Below are 15,995 nucleotides of genomic sequence, written 5' to 3'. Positions count from 1 at the left end.
GGGATGTCGACGTCCTGGCGCCCCGCCCGGGGCCAGACCAGGACACCCAGCAAGGACACATCACTTGCTACATCGAAAGACACATCGATGGATGTGCCCTTCCTAGACAGCACACCTACACCCGCTGTCTGCTCCCGGGGCACCGGTTTCACCCTTTCTCCACTTCGGTAGAAAGCGCGCTGTGCCCGCGACGCTGAACTCCGTGGCCGCGGCCGCGGGGGTCAGCACCAGCACCGCGAGCCGGGCCCTCTCCGGCCACCCCGCGGTGCTGCCCAGCACCCGGGCCCGGGTGGAGGCGGCCGCTGCTGCCCTCCAGTACCAACCCAACCGCACCGCGAGCGCCCTGCGCACCCGGCGCACGGGGCTCGTCGGACTCGTCGTCAACAGCCTGCGGACGGCGACGTTCCACACGATCGCCGAGACCTTGCAGGGGTGGGCCGCCGAGCACGACTACCAGGTGCTGGTCTGCACCACGGCGGCGACCCGGCGCGTGAGGCGGCGTTCCTGCAGATGGCCCGCCAGCACCACTTCGACGGCGTGGTGATCGCCGGTTCCGGCGCGAACACCGACCTGGTGAACGTCCTGGTGCAGGAGGGCCGTGCGGTGGTGACGATGAACCGCGAGGTGCCCGGCTCGCTGGCCCCCTCGGTGATGTCGGCCTACGAGAGCGCCGCCCGGATGGCCACCGAGCACCTGCTCCAGCTGGGGCACACCCGGATCGCCGCGATCGAGGGCCCGCCGGAGGTGACCTCCGGCCGGCTGCACCACGCCGGCTTCCTGGCCGCGATGGCCACCGCCGGCGTCCCGGTCCACGACGAGCTGGTGTGCCGGGGGCCCTTCACGCCCGACTTCGGCCGGTGGGCCGCCAGGCAGCTGCTCAACCTGGCCGAACCGCCGACGGCTCTGCTGGTGACCAACCACGAGGCATCGTTCGGCGCCCTGCCGGTGATCGGGGACAGCCCCCTGCAGGTGCCCGACCAGCTGTCGGTGATCTGCACGGAGGACGAGCCGTTCTACCAGTGGTGGTTACCGCCGGTCACCACCGTGGACAACCGCGCCGAGCTGCTGGCCACCAGCGCCGCCGAGCTGCTGCTGGCCGAGCTGACCGCTGGGAGGTCAGCTCAGCCGGCGCCCCGCGCCGAGGTGGTGCCGCCGGTGCTCGTCGAGCGGGGGACGACCGCACCGCCGGCCTGACGCTCAGCGGGCCCCCGCGGTCAGGTGACCACGCCGGCCTGGTGCTGCGCTCGGTTCAGCCGGCCACCTCGGACAGCTCCGGGGCGAAGCCGTCCAGCAGGTAGGGCAGGCTCAGGGCGCTGGCGAACTGCAGGGCCGCGTAGTCCTCGCCCTCGATGAAGACCGACCGGCCCTCGGCGACGGTCGGGAGCCCGGACAGCACCGGGTCGCCCTCGATCCCCGCCCGCTCGGCGTCGGAGCCGGACTGGAAGACCAGCACGTCGGCGTCGAGCATCCGGGCCTCCTCCCGGCTGACCGTCCCGTAGAAGTCGCTCTGCGCCGCGGCGTCCAGGGCCGGGTCGACGACCATGCCCAGGTCCAGGAAGAACCGGGTGCGGGTGTCGTCGGAGGTGTGGAAGGGGTACTCGCCCCCGTACGCCGGCCCGGAGAGGGTGACCGTCTTCCCCTCCAGCTCCGGGTGCTCGGCCCGGGCCGCCGCGATCTGCTCCTCGACGTCGGCGATCAGCTCCTCGGCGCGGTCCGGCTGGCCGAGCGCCTCGCCGGTGATCCTGGTCTGCTCCTGCCACGGGGTGCCGAAGGCGATGAACTCCTCCGGCTGCACGACCGTCGGGGCGATCGCGCTGAGCGTCTGGTACTCGTCCTCGGTCAGGCCGGCGGTGACGGCCATGATCAGGTCCGGGTCGAGCGCGGCGATCTGCTCCGGGTCGACCTCGGCCCGCGGCAGGATCTCCGGGTCGGCGTCCCCGGCCGCCTCGTCGGCCCACGGGAAGAAGACGTCGTCCTCGGGGCCGAAGGCGTACCGGACGGCGACCGGGACGACGCCGAAGGCGAGGATCGCGTCCTGCTCGGTGTAGCCGAGGGAGACCACGCGCTCGGGCTCCGCGGGGATCTCCGTCGTCCCGTAGGCGTGCTCGATGGTGACCGGGAAGGTGGAGTCGCCGGCCGAACCGGTGGCGGCCGCGGCCGGCTGCTCGTCGGACTCCGACGAGCAGCCGGCCAGGACGGCGACCGCGAGGACGGGGAGGGCCACGGACCTGGTGAACGTGCGTCGCGCGAGCGACCGGGAGAGCAACATGGTGTTGTTCTACCTGAGGGAAGCCTTACCTAACTAACCGGTTGTCTCCCTCGTTGACGAATCGAGACCTGCCGACGGGGTCAGACCACCCGCTCGAACACCGCGGCGAGCCCCTGCCCACCGCCGATGCACATCGTCTCCAGGCCGTAGCGAGCCTCCCGGCGGCGCATCTCGTGGGCGAGCGTGGCCAGGATCCGGGCACCGGTCGCGCCCACCGGGTGCCCGAGGGAGATCCCGGACCCGTTGACGTTGACCCGCTCGCGGTCGTCCGCGCCCAGGCCCCACTCCCCCAGGCAGGCCAGCACCTGGCTGGCGAAGGCCTCGTTGAGCTCGATGAGGTCCATGTCGGCCAGCGTCAGCCCGGTCTGCTTCAGCACCGCTGCCGTGGCCGGGACCGGGCCGATGCCCATGGTCTCCGGCGGCACGCCCGCCACGGCCCAGCCGGTCAGCCGGACGAAGGGCTGCCAGCCGCGGCGGTCGGCCTCGGCGCGGGTGGTCACCACGCACACCGCGGCGCCGTCGTTCTGGCCGGAGGCGTTCCCGGCGGTCACCGTCGCCTCCGGGTCGACCCGGCCCATGACCGGGCGCAGACCGGCCAGGTCCTCCATGGTCGTGTCGGGGCGGGGGTGCTCGTCCTCGGTGACCGTGCGGGCCGGCGTCTTGCGGGTGCCGGGCACCTCCACGCCGATGATCTCGTCGGTGAACCGGCCCTCGCGGATGGCGGCGCCGGCGGCCTGCTGGGAGCGCAGCGCCCAGGCGTCCTGCTCGAGCCGGTCGACCGAGTACTCCCGCCGCACGTTCTCCGCGGTCTCCAGCATGCCGCCGGGCACCGGGTGGTGCAGGCCGCCGGCGGTCTCGCGGGCCCGGGCCAGCCGGTCGTGCAGCATGACGCCGTCGCCCTTGGCCCCGGTGCGCAGCCCCAGCGCGTAGTGCTCGACGTTGCTCATCGACTCCACGCCGCCGGCCACGACGACCTTGCCGGCGCCGGCCGCCACCTGCATCGCGGCGTAGATGACCGCCTGCAGGCCCGAGCCGCACCGCCGGTCGATCTGCAGGCCGGGGACCTGCACGCCCAGGCCGGCGTCCAGCGCGGCGATGCGGCCGATCGCCGGGTTCTCACCGCTCGGGCTGCAGTTGCCGAGGATGACGTCGTCGACCTCGCCCTCCCCCAACCCCGTTCGTTCGACCAGCCCACGCAGCGCGGTGGCGGCGAGCTCGTTGGCGGACAGACCGGCGAAGACCCCGCCGAATCGACCGACGGGCGTGCGGACCGGGGAGCAGATGACGACGTCGTCCATGCCCCAACTCTGCCAGCCCCCGGCCACTCCCGGGCAGCGGAACCGACCGCTGGCCGGAAGCCGGCGCCGGCGGAGACGTCAGTCGCGGGGCTTGGCGATCACCTCGTGGGCGGAGGACTTGACCGAGTCGGGCAGGACCTTGCTCATCGCCTCCTGCGCCCTGGTCATCAGCGAACCGGCGAGGACCTCCTTCTTCCCGGCCATGAGCCCCTCGAAGCCCTGCGCGGCGACCTGGGCCGGGTCGTCCTTGGGTCCCTTGCCCATGGCCGTGCCCTCCAGGTCCGCCCGGTCGAAGAAGTCGGTGTCCGTGGGGCCGGGCATCAGCGAGGTGATCGTGACGGCGGAGTCCTTGAGCTCCTGCTGCACGGCCTCGGTCAGCGACTGGACGAAGGACTTCGATGCGTTGTAGACCGGCTGGTAGGCCCCCGGCATGGTCGCCGCGACCGAGGAGGTCACCAGCACCCGTCCGGCGTTCCGGCCGGTCATCTGCACGAGCACGAGCTTCAGCAGCGCGGCGGTGGAGACCACGTTGAGCTGCATGACCGCCAGGTCCTCGGCCCAGTCGGTGTCGACGAAGGCACCCCCGCGGCCCACGCCGGCGTTGAGCGCGGCGGCGTCCAGCGGCCGGCCGAGGCCCAGCACCCGGTCCCACAGCTGCTCGATCCCCTCGGGGGTGCGCAGGTCGGCCTGGACGGCGATCACCTCCGTGCCCTCGCTGCGCAGCTTCGCCGCCGCGGTGTCGATGCCGGCGTCCTCGGCGTCGACCACCAGGTCGAAGCCGTGCTGGGCGAACTGCTTGGCGAGCTCGAACCCGATCCCGCTGGACGCCCCGGTCACGAGGGCGAGCGGCTTGGTCGGCGTGGTGTTGGTCATGGCCGCGCGGTACCCGGCTCCCGCCCGGACCTCACCCGCGGGCGACGACCTTTTCGGTCGCCGGCGTCCGGGCCCGGTGCTGGCGGCCGCACCCGGGGTCAGGGGGCGCGGCCAGGGAGCACCCTGGCACCCCCTGCTGACGGTTCCCTGTGCGGCGGCTCAGACTCGGCCCATGACCGAGGACACCCGGCCGGCCGGGAACGCCGACGTGATCTGCTCGGCGAAGGGCTGCCGGGAGCCGGCGTCCGTCGTCCTGGTGTGGAACAACCCGAAGGTGCACACGCCCGACCGGGAGAAGACCTGGACCGCGTGCGAGGCGCACCGCGAGCAGCTCTCGCACCACCTGGCGATCCGGTCGTTCCTGCGCCGCGTCGAGCCGGTTCCCCCACTGCGGTAGCTTCGGCGGCGCACGCGGGAGCCCGGGCGCGGGCTGAGAAGGCGGACGACCACCGCCGACCGTCCACACCTGATCCGGTTCATGCCGGCGGAGGGAGCTGCTCGATGCTCGCTGCTCGATTCCACGCACCCGGTCGACCCCTTGCCCTGGACGACGTCCCGGTGCCCGAGCCCGCCCCCGACGAGGTGCGGGTGCGGGTGCGTGCGGCCGGGGTCTGCGGCACCGAGCTGCACTTCACCGACGGCCTGTACGCCCCGTCCCGGACGCCGATGACCCTGGGCCACGAGGCCGCCGGCACGGTCGACGCGGTCGGGTCGGCGGTCACCGGCTGGGCCGAGGGCGACCGGGTCGCCGTCTACTACTACCTGTTCTGCGGCAGCTGCCGCTGGTGCCTGCGCGGCCGGCAGAACCTGTGCCTGGCCCCGCGCGGCGTGCTCGCCTTCGCCGCGGACGGCGCCTTCGCCGAGCAGCTGGTCGTGCCGGCACACTGCCTGGTCCGGCTGCCCGACGAGCTCTCCTTCGAGGCTGCCGCCCCGCTGTGCTGCGCCGGCACCACCGCGGTGCACGCACTGACCGAGGCCGGGGTCGAGCCCGGTGACGTGGTGGTCGTGCTCGGCGCCGGCGGCGTGGGCCTGGCGGCGGTGCAGGAGGCCCGGCGACGCGGCGGCGTGGTCGTGGCCGTCAGCCGGACCGACGCCCGCCGGTCGGCCGCCCGGGCTGCCGGGGCCGTGGCCGCGGTCTCCCCCGCCGAGCTCGCCGAGACGGTGGCCCGGCTCTCCGGCGGGCAGGGCGCCGACGTCGTCGTGGAGCTCGCCGGGGTGACAGCGACCCGGGAGCTGGCGACGGCGGTGCTCGGCCGCCGCGGCCGGCTGGTGCTGGTCGGGTACAGCGCCGACGCACTGACGGTGAGCCCGCTGGGGATGGTGGTCGCCGAGCAACGGGTCATCGCCAGCGTGGGCAACACGCTGGCCGAGCTGGAGCAGGCGGTGTCCCTGGCCGCAGCGGGGCAGCTCGCGCCGCCGGTGGCCGGCCGGATGCCGCTGACCGAGGTCAACGAGGCGCTGGACCGGCTGCGCGCCGGGGACGTCGCAGGGCGGCTCGTCCTCACCCCCTGACGCCCCGCAGTCGCGCGCCGGGCGGCGTGTGAGGATCAGCGCTCGTGCGACCACGCGGCAAGGACAACCCCCTCCCCCGGGAGGTCGGCGTCCTGGCGATCGTCGCCTTCGTCGTGGCGCTGGGGTTCGGCATCGTCGCCCCGGCGATCCCGCTGTTCGTCCGCGACTACGGGGTCGGCACCACGGCCGTCGGGTTCGCCATCAGCGCCTTCGCCTTCTTCCGGTTCATCTCCGCCTTCGCCGGGGGCTCGCTGGTCGAGCGGATCGGCGAACGCGCCGTGCTCGCCGCCGGGCTGGCGATCGTCGCGGTCGCCACCGCCGCGGCGGCCCTGGCCGGCAACTTCCCGCTCTTCGTCGCCCTGCGGGCCGCCGGCGGGGTCGGCAGCGCGATGTTCACCGTGGCCGCCCTCTCGCTGCTGCTGCGCACGGCGCCGGCGGCGCAGCGCGGCCGGGCCGCGGCCACCTACCAGGGCGGCTTCATCCTCGGCGGCATCGCCGGCCCCGCAGCCGGCGGGTTCCTGGCCGAGATCTCCCCGCGGCTGCCGTTCTTCGTCTACGGCGGCTTCCTGCTGATCGCCGGGGTCGTCGCGCTGGTCCTGCTCCGCCCGGCCGCGCTGCCCCCGGTGACCGGGGTGGCGACCGGTGTGCCGCCGGCTCTCGACCAGGTGAACGCCGGCGGGCCCTCGACCGCGGCCGTGCCCCCGGCGGGTGCCGACGGCGGCGGGCTGCGCGCAGCGCTGCGGTCCCGGGCCTACGTCGCGGCACTGGTGGCCAACCTCGGCGTGGGCTGGGTGCTGTTCGGAGTCCGCAACTCGCTGGTGCCGCTCTACGTGACCGAGGAGCTGGGCAAGACGGTGGCCTGGGCCGGCGCCGGGCTGCTGGCCGGATCGGTGGCGCAGGCCGTCGGGCTGCTGCGGGCCGGGCGGCTGTCGGACACCTGGGGACGCCGCCCCTCGCTGCTGCTGGGGTCGGGGCTGGCGACCGCGGCGATCGCCGTCCTGGCGCTGCCGCCGAGCACCGCGGCGTTCCTGCTCTCGATGGCCACCTTCGGCCTGGGCGCCTCGCTGCTGGCCAGCGTGCCGGCCGCGGTGGTCGGTGACGTCAGCCCCGCCCGGGGCGGGCGGGTGGTGGCGGTCTTCCAGATGGTCGCCGATCTGGGCGCGGTGGTCGGGCCGCTGGCCGCCGGCTGGCTGACCGACACCTTCTCCTACCAGGTCGCCTTCGCGGTCAGCGCGGCCGTGCTGGGTGCGGCGCTGCTCGCGGCGCTGGCGATGCCGCGGGACCGCCCGGCCGCCTGAGCCGCGCGGCCCCGGCGCCGGGACGTCCCGCGGCGGATCAGAGCCAGGGGGCCAGCGTCGGCACCGGTCCGTCGGCCTCCAGCTCCTCCCCCGCGCTGCGTCCGGTGACCCACGCCGCGACCGCCGGCAGCGGACCGGCGACGGCCAGGGCACCGGTGCCCCACTCGCGGTCACCGGCGAACAGCGCCACGTCGGGCACGGTGTCGCGGCGGTCCCACATCCGGAACACGTCGTCGACCAGCGCGGCCAGCACGTCGTCGGGGATGTCGGTGAAGGCGACCCCCTCGTCCAGGTCGACGGCGTGCACCCACACCTCCCGGCAGCGCATCCAGGGCACCTCCGCAGCCGGCACCTGGCGCCCCTGGGCGGTGCGCACCTGCGCGGCCCAGGCCTCCTCGGGCAGGCCCCGGATGGCGGCCGCCAACCGGCCGGTCGCCGCGACCACCGCCGCGCGCAGCTCCGGCGCCGGCAGCTGGGCCGCCGCGTCGATCTGGGCGTCCCGCGCCTCCGTCGAGGCGTACATCGGCGTCTCCACCCCGGTGCGCGCCCAGCTGAGCAGGTTGACCAGTGCGTCGGCGTTGGCGGCCAGGTGCGCCAGGAGGTGCCGCCGCGTCCAGCCGGCCAGCAGCGAGGGCGCGTCCAGCTCCTCGTCGGTCAGCCGGCCCAGCGCCGTCCCGAGGAGTCGTTCGCCGTCCTCCCACCAGCCGAGCGTCTCGACCGGGGCGGTCATGGGCGGGTTCCGGAGGTCGTGTTCGGCGCGTCCATGACGCCACCCTGCCGCGCCGCACGCCGGTGTGCCAGAGCTGGCGGTCGGGACTACCGCCGTCCCCCTCCGGCCGGTTGGATGGACCTGCCCCCGCCGGCCGCCCACCGGTGGTCCCCTCCACGGCAACGACCGGAGGTCCCGTGCCCCCGAGCCCCGTCCCCGGGTGGCGGGTCGAGTCCGGCCTCGTCTGCGGGCACGCCGCCGGGCTGCCGGCGGCGCCCGGCCCGGCCGAGGGGTGCGCGGACTGCCTCCGGGACGGCGGGCAGTGGGTGCACCTGCGGCGCTGCCTGAGCTGCGACCACGTGGCGTGCTGCGACTCCTCGCCGCACCGGCACGCCACCGCCCACGCGACCGCGACCGGGCACCCGGTGGTCGCCTCCGCCGAGCCGCGCGAGCACTGGGCCTGGTGCTACCCCGACGGGGCCCTGCTCCTGCCCTCCCCCTGACCCCCGTCGGAAGAGGGCTCAGCTGCAGACATAGGGGATGGTCTGCGGCCCCTCGGGCAACGCACAGACCCGGGCGCCGGGGCCCGCGGCCGCGACCGCCTCCGCGACGGTGGCCGCGATGTCGGTCGTCTGCGCCAGGTGCGCCTCGGCCAGCTGCGCGTCGCTGAGGTGGTCGGTGTGCATGACGACCCGGTGCGCGGACTGGATGCGGGCCTGGATCTGCACCTGCCACTGGTCGGGCACGGTCTGCTCGCGGGCGGAGATCAGCTCCAGCAGCGCCTCCGGTGAGGCCGCCGAGGTGAGCACCTCCCGGTAGGAGCCGTGGTCGGGGAAGCCGTCCTCGCAGGCGGCGGCGCAGACGATCAGCCCGTCGGGCCGGGTGACCTGCGCGGCCGCCGACATGCCCTTCACCGACTGGTAGAGGTTCTGGTCCAGCGGGAACCCCGAGCCGGTCGTGACGACGACGTCGAACGGCGCGTCCACCGGCGCCATCGCCACCTCGCGGGCCCGCTCGATGGCGACCGCGTGCATCTGGAGGGTGTCCCCGCCGAACGCGGCGATGACCTCCTGCCGGGTGTTGAGCACGACGTCGAAGGAGTACGTCACGTCGGTGGCGGCGGTGATCGCGCGGACGTCGTCGTGCACCGGGTTGCCCTGGGTGACGCCCCAGGTCGCCCGCGGGTCGCCGATCCGCTTCGCATCGTGCAGCACGAGCACCGTGTCCAGGGCGGCCAGGCCCGGTGCCACCATCTTCGGGCCGCCGGAGAAGCCGGCGAAGAAGTGCGGTTCGACGAAGCCGGTGGTGATCCGGACGTCGGCGTCCACCCACTGCTCGTTCAGCCAGACCGGCACCCCGTCGCCGAAGGTGCCCACCCAGCGGTGCGTGTCGCTCGCCCGCGAGTCGTGGTTGACGATCCGGACGGTGTCCACCACCTCGTCGCCGAACATCGCGCGCAGCTCCGCGTCGGTGTTGGCCCGGTGGGTGCCGGTGGCGACCAGGACGACGACGTCCTCGAGCGCGACGATGCCGTCGAGCTCCTCCAGGACCGCCGGGATCATCAGGTGCCGGGGCTGGGCGCGGGTGCCGTCGCAGGCCGAGATCGCCACCGTCTGCCCCGGCCGCACCCGCTCGCGCAGCGGCAGCCCGCTCACCGGCTCACGCAACGCCCGGCGCAGCTCGGCGGCGACGTCGGGGGCGGCCGGGTGCTGCACCGGGGTGATCACCGCCGCGTCGTCCGGGAGCTCGACGGGGAGCCCTCCGCGCCCGTAGGCGAGCGTCACCTGCTGCACGTCGTCCTCCTGGAGCCGGGTGCCCCATCAGACCACCTGACCGCCCATCCCACCGGGCGGCCGTGTGCCGCCCACCGCCCCGGGTAGCGGCGGTGGATGAGCGACACGAGCTTCGTGGAGACCCTGGGCGTGTACGGCCGGACGGCGGAGGACGGCACGGCGCACCTGCGGCTGGACGTCACCGACCGGCACCTCAACGAGGCGGGGACGCTGCACGGCGGGGTGCTGGCCACCCTCGTCGACACCGCCATGGGCCACGCCGTGCGCAGCCGCACCGGGGAGGACGACGTCCCGGCCACCAGCCAGCTGACCGTCACCTACCTGCGCCCGGGCGGGCCCGGCACCCTCCAGGTCACCGGACGGGTCAGCAAGCAGGGCGAGCACCTGACGGTGTGCGAGGCCGACGTCGAGCAGGATGGCCGCAGCCTGGTGCACGCCGTCGCCACGTTCGCGGTGCTGCACCGGTGACCTGACCCGCGTCGAGCAAGGGAGCTCGCATGCCCACCGTGCACACCGTCCGCGGCCCGATCGACACCGCCGACCTCGGCCGCACCCTCATGCACGAGCACGTGTTCGTGCTCTCCACCGAGCACCAGCAGAACTACGGCACCGGCGACTGGTGGGACGAGGAGGAGCGGGTCGCCGACGCCGTCACCAAGCTCAACGAGCTCAAGGCGCTGGGGATCGACACGATCGTCGACCCGACGGTGTGGGGGCTGGGCCGCTACCTGCCGCGGGTGCAGCGGGTGGCGGCGCAGACCGAGCTGAACATCATCGTGGCCACCGGCCTCTACACCTACGACGAGCTGCCGCACCAGTACGCCCACCGCGGGCCGGGCACCCTCATCGAGACCCCGACCGACCCGATGGTCGACGACTTCACCCGGGACGTCCGCGACGGCATCGCCGACACCGGCGTGCACGCCGCCTTCCTCAAGTGCGCCGTCGAAACCAAGGGGCTCACCCCCGGCGTCGAGCGCACCCTGCGGGCCGTCGCCGCCACCCACCGGGAGACCGGGGCACCGATCACCGTGCACACCTCGGCCGCTGCGCAGACCGGCCGGCTCGCGGTCCAGGTGCTCCGCGAGGAGGGCGCGGACCTGACCAAGGTGGTCATCGGCCACGCCGGCGACAGCAACGACCTCGACCACCTCAAGGAGCTTGCCGATGCCGGCTGCATCCTGGGCATGGACCGGTTCGGGCTGGACCTCTACAACCCGACCAGCGCGCGGGTGGACACGATCGTCGCGCTGGCCGAGCAGGGGTACGCCGACCGGATGGTGCTCAGCCAGGACGCCAGCTGCTACATCGACTGGTTCCCCGGGGAGGCACGCACCGCGATGACCCAGGCGATGCCGAACTGGAACTTCACCCACGTGCCGCAGGACGTGCTGCCGATGCTGCGGGAGCGCGGGGCGAGCGAAGGGCACCTGGACCAGATGCTGGTCCAGGTGCCCCGGCGGTACTTCGAGTAGCGGGTCAGGCGGGACGGCGGCCGACGAGCCCGCGGGCCGCAGCGAGGGCGTCGGCGTCGAGGGCGTCGACGTCCCCCGCTCGGCGCGCCTTCTCCTGGCCGTCCAGCCAGCTGACGTGGCGCTCCCAGGCGGCCCGCGGCGAGGTGCCGAGCGCCCGGCCGATCTGCTCCCAGTCGGCCCCGCCGCGCAGCGCAGCACGGATGCCGAGCTGGCGGTGGGCGTGGGCCTTGCGGGCGACGACCTCGCCGAGGGCGAGCAGCTCCAGGGCCTCGTCCACGTCCAGCGAGGTGCCGAGGGCCTTGAAGCTGGCCCAGTCGTCGTCGTCGTCCGTCCGGTCGTTGGGGCCGTCGACGGCGACGTTGTCGCGCCGGCTCAGGAAGTCCAGCCGGGTCACGGCGGTCGTGAGCGAGAACTCGCTCTCCAGCACCTCGGGGGTGGTGGCGACCTCAGGCACAGTGGTCATGAGGCACAGCATTTCCCGAACCTGCGGGGCTGTAACGCGATCGTGACAAGCGTCTCGTGCACAGCCGAGTGGCCTCGCACACGGTGGTCGGCCACACGCGGGACGTGCTCGACCGTCACTCCGGCGCGCCCACGGCCTCCTTCGCCAGGGCGGCCAGCCGGGTCTGCACGGCGCTCACCACACTGGAGCGCGCCTTGTGCGCCTCCTCGTAGCGGATGATCGCGTTGACCTGCTGCGGGTCGTCGAGCTCCTTGACCGCACCGGCGATCTGCGCGGTCGACATGGAGTCGTAGCCCTTGATCGGCAGCTCGTCGGCGGTCAGGTCGCCGAGCTCGCGGCGGGTGGCGGCGACCGCCTCGGCCGCGGCGCTGTCCCCCTCTCGCTCAGCGATGCGCTCGGCACGACGCAGCGACGCCAGCCGGCCGACGGCGAGGGTCTCCCGGACGGCACCGGTGACGGCGCCGGCCTTGTGCACCGCCCCACCGACGACGTCGTTGACGGTGCCGCCGGCCTGTTCCCCGGCGTGCTGCGCGGTGCCCACGGCCCGGTTGACCGCGTCGGCCGCGAACCGGACCGGCAGGTTCGCCAGCTTGGTGGCGCCGCCGGCGACCCGCTGCAGCGGCGTGGCCACCAGGGCGGCCGGGCCCCCCAGGGCCTGCTCGGCGAGGACGACGGTCAGCCACTCGACGGTGGCCGAGTGTGCCGTGACCAGCCGCTCGGCCAGCGCCTTCACCTCCGGCTTGCCGGCGGTGTCGGCCAGCACCTTCAGGTAGGTGGCGCGGTCCAGCAGCTGGTGCTCCAGCTGGAGGTCCTGCAGCAGCGCCTCGTCGATCGGCTCGGCCTGCTCCAGCGCACCCTTCACCAGCGCACCGAGCCGGCCCAGCGCCGGGGTGACGACGTCGGCCACCCCGCCGAGCTCGCGCAGCTGGTCGGCGATGGCGGTGCTGCGCTCGGCCGCGTGCTGGGCGTTCTGCTCCAGCTCCCGGCGGACGGCAGCGGTCCGCGCCTGGCCGACCCGGATCCGGGCGATCTGCTCCTCGGTCTGGGTGAGCGCCAGCAGGGCGCGCAACTGGACGAGGAGGGTGGTGGTGTCGGTCATGGGGACTCCAACGGGTCGGGTGTGACCTGACCCCTGCTCCATGCCCCGTGCAACTCGGGTGCGAACGACACCGGGCGAGGAGCCAGCAGTGTCGGCCGTCACACCCATGGGCACAGTGACCCACCCGCTCGGGCCAGGCGCACGGGAGCCGGGCGGCGGCGAGGACAGTGGACGGCGACACGAGGAGGTGGACCGTGCCCACGATCAGCGACCAGACGAGCGACGACGTGCGTGACCCGGACCTGGTGGCCGTGCAGGAGGGCCCCGAGGCAGCCGGCGAACTGACCCGCCCGGCCGGCCTGGACCGGGAGAAGATCCTGCAGGCCGCCATCGACTTCATCGACGAGCAGGGCCTGGCCGCCCTCACCATGCGGCGGCTCGGCTCCTCCCTCGGCGTCGAGGCGATGGCGCTCTACCGCTACGTGCCCGGCCGGGAGGACCTGCTCGACGGGGTCGTCGACCGGGTCGTCGAGACGCTGTGGGACGACCGGGACGGCGACGACGTCCAGGTCGTCGACCACTCCGGCTGGCAGGACTACCTGGTCCGGCTGGCCCACGGCATGCGCCGCATCGCCCTCGCCCACCCGGCGGTGTTCCCGCTCGTGGCCAGCCGCCCCCCGGCCGCGCCCTGGGTGCGGCCACCGCTGCGCAGCCTCCGTCTGGTCGAGTCCTTCCTCGGCACCCTGCGCGACGGGGGCTTCTCCGACCAGGCCGCCGTGGCCGCGTACCGCGCCTACTCCAGCTTCCTGCTCGGCCACCTGCTGCTCGAGGTCACCCAGATCGGCGCCCAGGTGAGCCTGCTGGACCAACCCGAGGGCGACGAACAGGCGCAGCGGGAGACCGACATGAGCGAGTACCCGAACCTCGCGCGGACCGAGTCGCTGCTCGGCCAGGACAAGTCGGCGGCCGAGTTCGAGGAGTCCCTGGAGAACCTCCTGGACCGGCTGGAACGGGTGTTGCACGAGGCGAAGAACTCCGGCGGCGACGTCGGCGACCTCTGATCGCACGGGAGCGCTCCGGCGGGGTCACGGAATCTGGCCCGCTGTCGTTTACGCCGTAAACGGCAGGGCACACACGCTCCGGCGGCAACCTCACCGTGGTCGCCCCAGTCCACTCAGACCCGGAGGCACGTGTGATCACCCAGCAGGACATCACCACCATCATCGGCACCAACGCCGTGGACACCGACGGCGACAAGCTGGGCAAGGTCGGTCAGGTCTACCTCGACGACCAGACCGGCAGCCCGGAGTGGGCCACGGTCAGCACCGGCATGTTCGGCACCTCGGAGACCTTCGTCCCGCTGGCCGACGCCTCGGTCGACGACGGCGTCCTGCGCGTCCCGTACCAGAAGACCAAGGTCAAGGACGCTCCCCGGATCGACGCCGACCAGGGTCACCTCAGCCCCGAGGAGGAGACCGAGCTCTACCGCTACTACGGCGTGGGCGTCGGCACCGAGACCGCCCGGGTGGACGTCGCCGAGACCGGCCGCGTGGACACCGGACGCGTCGACACCGACCGCCGCGACACCGTGGGCCACGACACCTCCGGCCCCACGACCGATGACGCGATGACCCGCTCCGAGGAGCAGATCCGGGTCGGCACCCAGCGGGTCGAGACCGGCAAGGCCCGGCTGCGCAAGTTCGTCGTCACCGAGGACGTGACGCAGACCGTCCCGGTCTCCCACGAAGAGGTCCGGATCGAGCGCGAGCCGATCACCGACGCCAACCGGGACGAGGCGCTGGCCGGTCCGACGATCTCGGAGGAGGAGCACGAGGTCGTGCTGCACGCCGAGCGCCCGGTGGTCGCCAAGGAGACCGTGCCCGTCGAGCGCGTCCGCCTGGACACCGAGACGGTCACCGAGCAGGAGACCGTGACCGACACGGTCCGCAAGGAGCAGATCGAGACCGAGGGCGTCGACGGCATCCGGGACACCGACCGCCGCTGACCCACCGGGGTGGTCCACCCACCGCGGACCACCCCGTCGCTCCCGCACCACCCAGCACCGCCCCCGCGACCGCGCCGGCCCGCCCGCCGGTCGCCCTGCACTCGTCACGATCGGCGAGCGGCTGCTCGCCCGCCGATCGTGACGACCTCCTCCTTGGAGTCCTCATGACCGGCAGCACCACTCCCTCCGACCCGGCCGACCGCGGCACCTCGCTCGGCGACCGGACGACCAGCTTCCGCAACAACGCGGTGACCCCCGACACCGGTGCCGGTGCCACCCGGGGCGCAGCCCGCGACGCCGTCGACCGTCAGCACGACCGCTTCGGCGGCATCAAGTGGGGTGCCGCCTTCTTCGGCTGGCTGTCCGCCAACGGGCTCGCCGTCCTGCTCATCGCCATCGTCTCCGCCGCCGGGGTCGCGGTCGGCCTCACCGAGACCGTCGCCTCCGTCGAGGAGGCCACCGACAACGCCGGCGGCATCGGGATCGGCGGCGGCATCGCGCTGCTCGTCATCCTCTTCCTGGCCTACCTGGCCGGTGGCTACGTCGCCGGGCGGATGGCCCGCTTCGACGGTGCCCGGCAGGGCATCGCGGTGTGGGTGATCGGCCTGCTCGTGGTGCTGGCCCTGGCCATCGCCGGTGCGGTCCTCGGCTCCCAGTACAACGTGCTGTCCGAGCTCGACCTGCCGCGCATCCCGATCGACGAGGGCACCCTCACGGCCGCCGGCATCATCGCCCTGGTCGCCGTCCTCCTGGTCACGCTCCTCGGCGCCGTGCTCGGCGGCAAGCTGGGCGAGCGCTTCCACCGCAAGGTCGACCGGGCGGGCTTCACCGCCTGACCACCCTGGACCAGGCGACTGGTCCGATCGCGCAGCGCGTCCGGTACCGCCACCGCCGGCCTGGGAGAGGCCGACGATGGCGGTACTGCTGCGTCCGGGGCCGCTGAGGCTGGTGAGGTGACGCCCCGGACACGGTGTGCGTGTTGCGCGCGTCGCGGCCGCCGCCGTCTCACATCGTGGCGCCATGGCCTTCCCGTACCGCACGGCTCGCGCCGTGATGATGGTCGGGTCGCTGAACGACCCGGCCGGCCAGACGGCGCGGCTGATCGGACCGGCGCACGCCACCCTGGGGCTCCGCGGTGCCCGCGGTCGCACGGCGCTCTGCGGCGCCTACGTGGCCCGGGACGAGCAGGTGCCGTGGCCGCCGGAGCCCGAGCTCTGCGACGACCTCTGCTCGGACTGCAGCACCCTCGCCCGGCTCTGAG

General features: G+C 74.0%; 19 protein-coding genes. 12 read left to right on the top strand and 7 right to left on the bottom strand.

Annotation, left to right across the window (positions count from 1 at the left end; all coding sequences use genetic code 11):
* Positions 1 to 181: 181 nt before the first annotated feature.
* Positions 182 to 544 (top strand): LacI family DNA-binding transcriptional regulator, encoded by a 363-nt coding sequence (locus tag O2W18_RS07640; protein ID WP_269186952.1) that lies wholly within the window; start codon positions 182 to 184, stop codon positions 542 to 544.
* A complete protein-coding gene (locus tag O2W18_RS07635) occupies positions 511 to 1,194 on the top strand; it encodes a substrate-binding domain-containing protein (protein WP_269186951.1) in 684 nt (227 codons plus the stop codon). Before O2W18_RS07640 ends, O2W18_RS07635 begins: the two co-directional genes overlap by 34 nt.
* A gap of 55 nt (positions 1,195 to 1,249) precedes the next feature.
* On the opposite strand, the gene O2W18_RS07630 is transcribed toward O2W18_RS07635, so the two are convergent.
* The 3 genes from O2W18_RS07630 to O2W18_RS07620 all read right to left on the bottom strand — a co-directional run bounded on the left by O2W18_RS07630 (position 1,250) and on the right by O2W18_RS07620 (position 4,440).
* On the bottom strand, positions 1,250 to 2,224 hold the full coding sequence (locus tag O2W18_RS07630; protein ID WP_269186950.1) for an iron-siderophore ABC transporter substrate-binding protein: 975 nt from the start codon (positions 2,222 to 2,224) through the stop codon (positions 1,250 to 1,252).
* A 125-nt stretch (positions 2,225 to 2,349) separates the two neighbouring features.
* On the bottom strand, positions 2,350 to 3,567 hold the full coding sequence (locus O2W18_RS07625; protein WP_269186949.1) for an acetyl-CoA C-acetyltransferase: 1,218 nt from the start codon (positions 3,565 to 3,567) through the stop codon (positions 2,350 to 2,352).
* A gap of 78 nt (positions 3,568 to 3,645) precedes the next feature.
* Positions 3,646 to 4,440 carry an SDR family NAD(P)-dependent oxidoreductase gene (locus O2W18_RS07620; RefSeq protein WP_269186948.1) on the bottom strand — a complete coding sequence of 265 codons (795 nt, stop codon included), beginning with the start codon at positions 4,438 to 4,440 and terminating at the stop codon, positions 3,646 to 3,648.
* Between the two features lie 172 nt (positions 4,441 to 4,612).
* Here O2W18_RS07620 and O2W18_RS07615 point away from each other — a divergent pair, with 172 nt between their 5' ends.
* The 3 genes from O2W18_RS07615 to O2W18_RS07605 all read left to right on the top strand — a co-directional run bounded on the left by O2W18_RS07615 (position 4,613) and on the right by O2W18_RS07605 (position 7,250).
* Positions 4,613 to 4,837, top strand: a complete 225-nt coding sequence (locus tag O2W18_RS07615; RefSeq protein WP_269186947.1) for a hypothetical protein — start codon at positions 4,613 to 4,615, stop codon at positions 4,835 to 4,837.
* Between the two features lie 104 nt (positions 4,838 to 4,941).
* Positions 4,942 to 5,952: an alcohol dehydrogenase catalytic domain-containing protein gene (locus O2W18_RS07610; RefSeq protein WP_269186946.1), complete on the top strand. Its 1,011-nt coding sequence runs from the start codon at positions 4,942 to 4,944 to the stop codon at positions 5,950 to 5,952.
* Between the two features lie 44 nt (positions 5,953 to 5,996).
* The gene (locus O2W18_RS07605; protein WP_269186945.1) at positions 5,997 to 7,250 is read left to right on the top strand and encodes an MFS transporter; all 1,254 of its coding nucleotides are present in this window, start codon (positions 5,997 to 5,999) and stop codon (positions 7,248 to 7,250) included.
* A 37-nt stretch (positions 7,251 to 7,287) separates the two neighbouring features.
* Here O2W18_RS07605 and O2W18_RS07600 read toward each other — a convergent pair whose 3' ends face one another.
* The gene (locus O2W18_RS07600) at positions 7,288 to 7,980 is read right to left on the bottom strand and encodes a maleylpyruvate isomerase family mycothiol-dependent enzyme (protein ID WP_269186944.1); all 693 of its coding nucleotides are present in this window, start codon (positions 7,978 to 7,980) and stop codon (positions 7,288 to 7,290) included.
* Positions 7,981 to 8,156: 176 nt separating this feature from the next.
* On the opposite strand from O2W18_RS07600, the gene O2W18_RS07595 reads away from it, so the two are divergent.
* A complete protein-coding gene (locus O2W18_RS07595) occupies positions 8,157 to 8,462 on the top strand; it encodes a UBP-type zinc finger domain-containing protein (protein WP_269186943.1) in 306 nt (101 codons plus the stop codon).
* 18 nt (positions 8,463 to 8,480) lie between these two features.
* On the opposite strand, the gene larA is transcribed toward O2W18_RS07595, so the two are convergent.
* Positions 8,481 to 9,752 (bottom strand): nickel-dependent lactate racemase, encoded by a 1,272-nt coding sequence (gene larA / locus O2W18_RS07590; protein ID WP_269186942.1) that lies wholly within the window; start codon positions 9,750 to 9,752, stop codon positions 8,481 to 8,483.
* A 96-nt stretch (positions 9,753 to 9,848) separates the two neighbouring features.
* Here larA and O2W18_RS07585 point away from each other — a divergent pair, with 96 nt between their 5' ends.
* Together O2W18_RS07585 and O2W18_RS07580 are read left to right on the top strand one after the other, a co-directional pair.
* A complete protein-coding gene (locus O2W18_RS07585) occupies positions 9,849 to 10,220 on the top strand; it encodes a PaaI family thioesterase (protein WP_269186941.1) in 372 nt (123 codons plus the stop codon).
* Positions 10,221 to 10,249: 29 nt separating this feature from the next.
* A complete protein-coding gene (locus O2W18_RS07580) occupies positions 10,250 to 11,227 on the top strand; it encodes a phosphotriesterase family protein (protein ID WP_269186940.1) in 978 nt (325 codons plus the stop codon).
* A 4-nt stretch (positions 11,228 to 11,231) separates the two neighbouring features.
* Here O2W18_RS07580 and O2W18_RS07575 read toward each other — a convergent pair whose 3' ends face one another.
* Both O2W18_RS07575 and O2W18_RS07570 read right to left on the bottom strand, forming a co-directional pair.
* Positions 11,232 to 11,690, bottom strand: coding sequence for a hypothetical protein (locus O2W18_RS07575; RefSeq protein ID WP_269186939.1), 459 nt, complete (start codon positions 11,688 to 11,690; stop codon positions 11,232 to 11,234).
* Positions 11,691 to 11,805: 115 nt separating this feature from the next.
* Positions 11,806 to 12,789 carry a ferritin-like domain-containing protein gene (locus tag O2W18_RS07570; RefSeq protein ID WP_269186938.1) on the bottom strand — a complete coding sequence of 328 codons (984 nt, stop codon included), beginning with the start codon at positions 12,787 to 12,789 and terminating at the stop codon, positions 11,806 to 11,808.
* A gap of 194 nt (positions 12,790 to 12,983) precedes the next feature.
* Between O2W18_RS07570 and O2W18_RS07565 the strand changes: the two genes are divergently transcribed.
* The 4 genes from O2W18_RS07565 to O2W18_RS07550 all read left to right on the top strand — a co-directional run bounded on the left by O2W18_RS07565 (position 12,984) and on the right by O2W18_RS07550 (position 15,994).
* Complete coding sequence (locus O2W18_RS07565) at positions 12,984 to 13,790, top strand: TetR/AcrR family transcriptional regulator (RefSeq protein ID WP_269186937.1); 807 nt, start codon at positions 12,984 to 12,986, stop codon at positions 13,788 to 13,790.
* A gap of 131 nt (positions 13,791 to 13,921) precedes the next feature.
* Positions 13,922 to 14,734, top strand: a complete 813-nt coding sequence (locus O2W18_RS07560) for a PRC and DUF2382 domain-containing protein (protein ID WP_269186936.1) — start codon at positions 13,922 to 13,924, stop codon at positions 14,732 to 14,734.
* Between the two features lie 164 nt (positions 14,735 to 14,898).
* Positions 14,899 to 15,570, top strand: a complete 672-nt coding sequence (locus O2W18_RS07555) for a hypothetical protein (RefSeq protein WP_269186935.1) — start codon at positions 14,899 to 14,901, stop codon at positions 15,568 to 15,570.
* Positions 15,571 to 15,754: 184 nt separating this feature from the next.
* The gene (locus O2W18_RS07550) at positions 15,755 to 15,994 is read left to right on the top strand and encodes a hypothetical protein (RefSeq protein WP_269186934.1); all 240 of its coding nucleotides are present in this window, start codon (positions 15,755 to 15,757) and stop codon (positions 15,992 to 15,994) included.
* The last annotated feature ends 1 nt before the right edge of the window (position 15,995 follow it).

Origin of the sequence: Modestobacter sp. VKM Ac-2983, assembly GCF_026967885.1 — a bacterium.
GTDB lineage: Bacteria > Actinomycetota > Actinomycetes > Mycobacteriales > Geodermatophilaceae > Modestobacter.
Note: the sequence above shows the minus strand (reverse complement) of the source record. Positions and strands in the feature narration are given on the sequence as shown.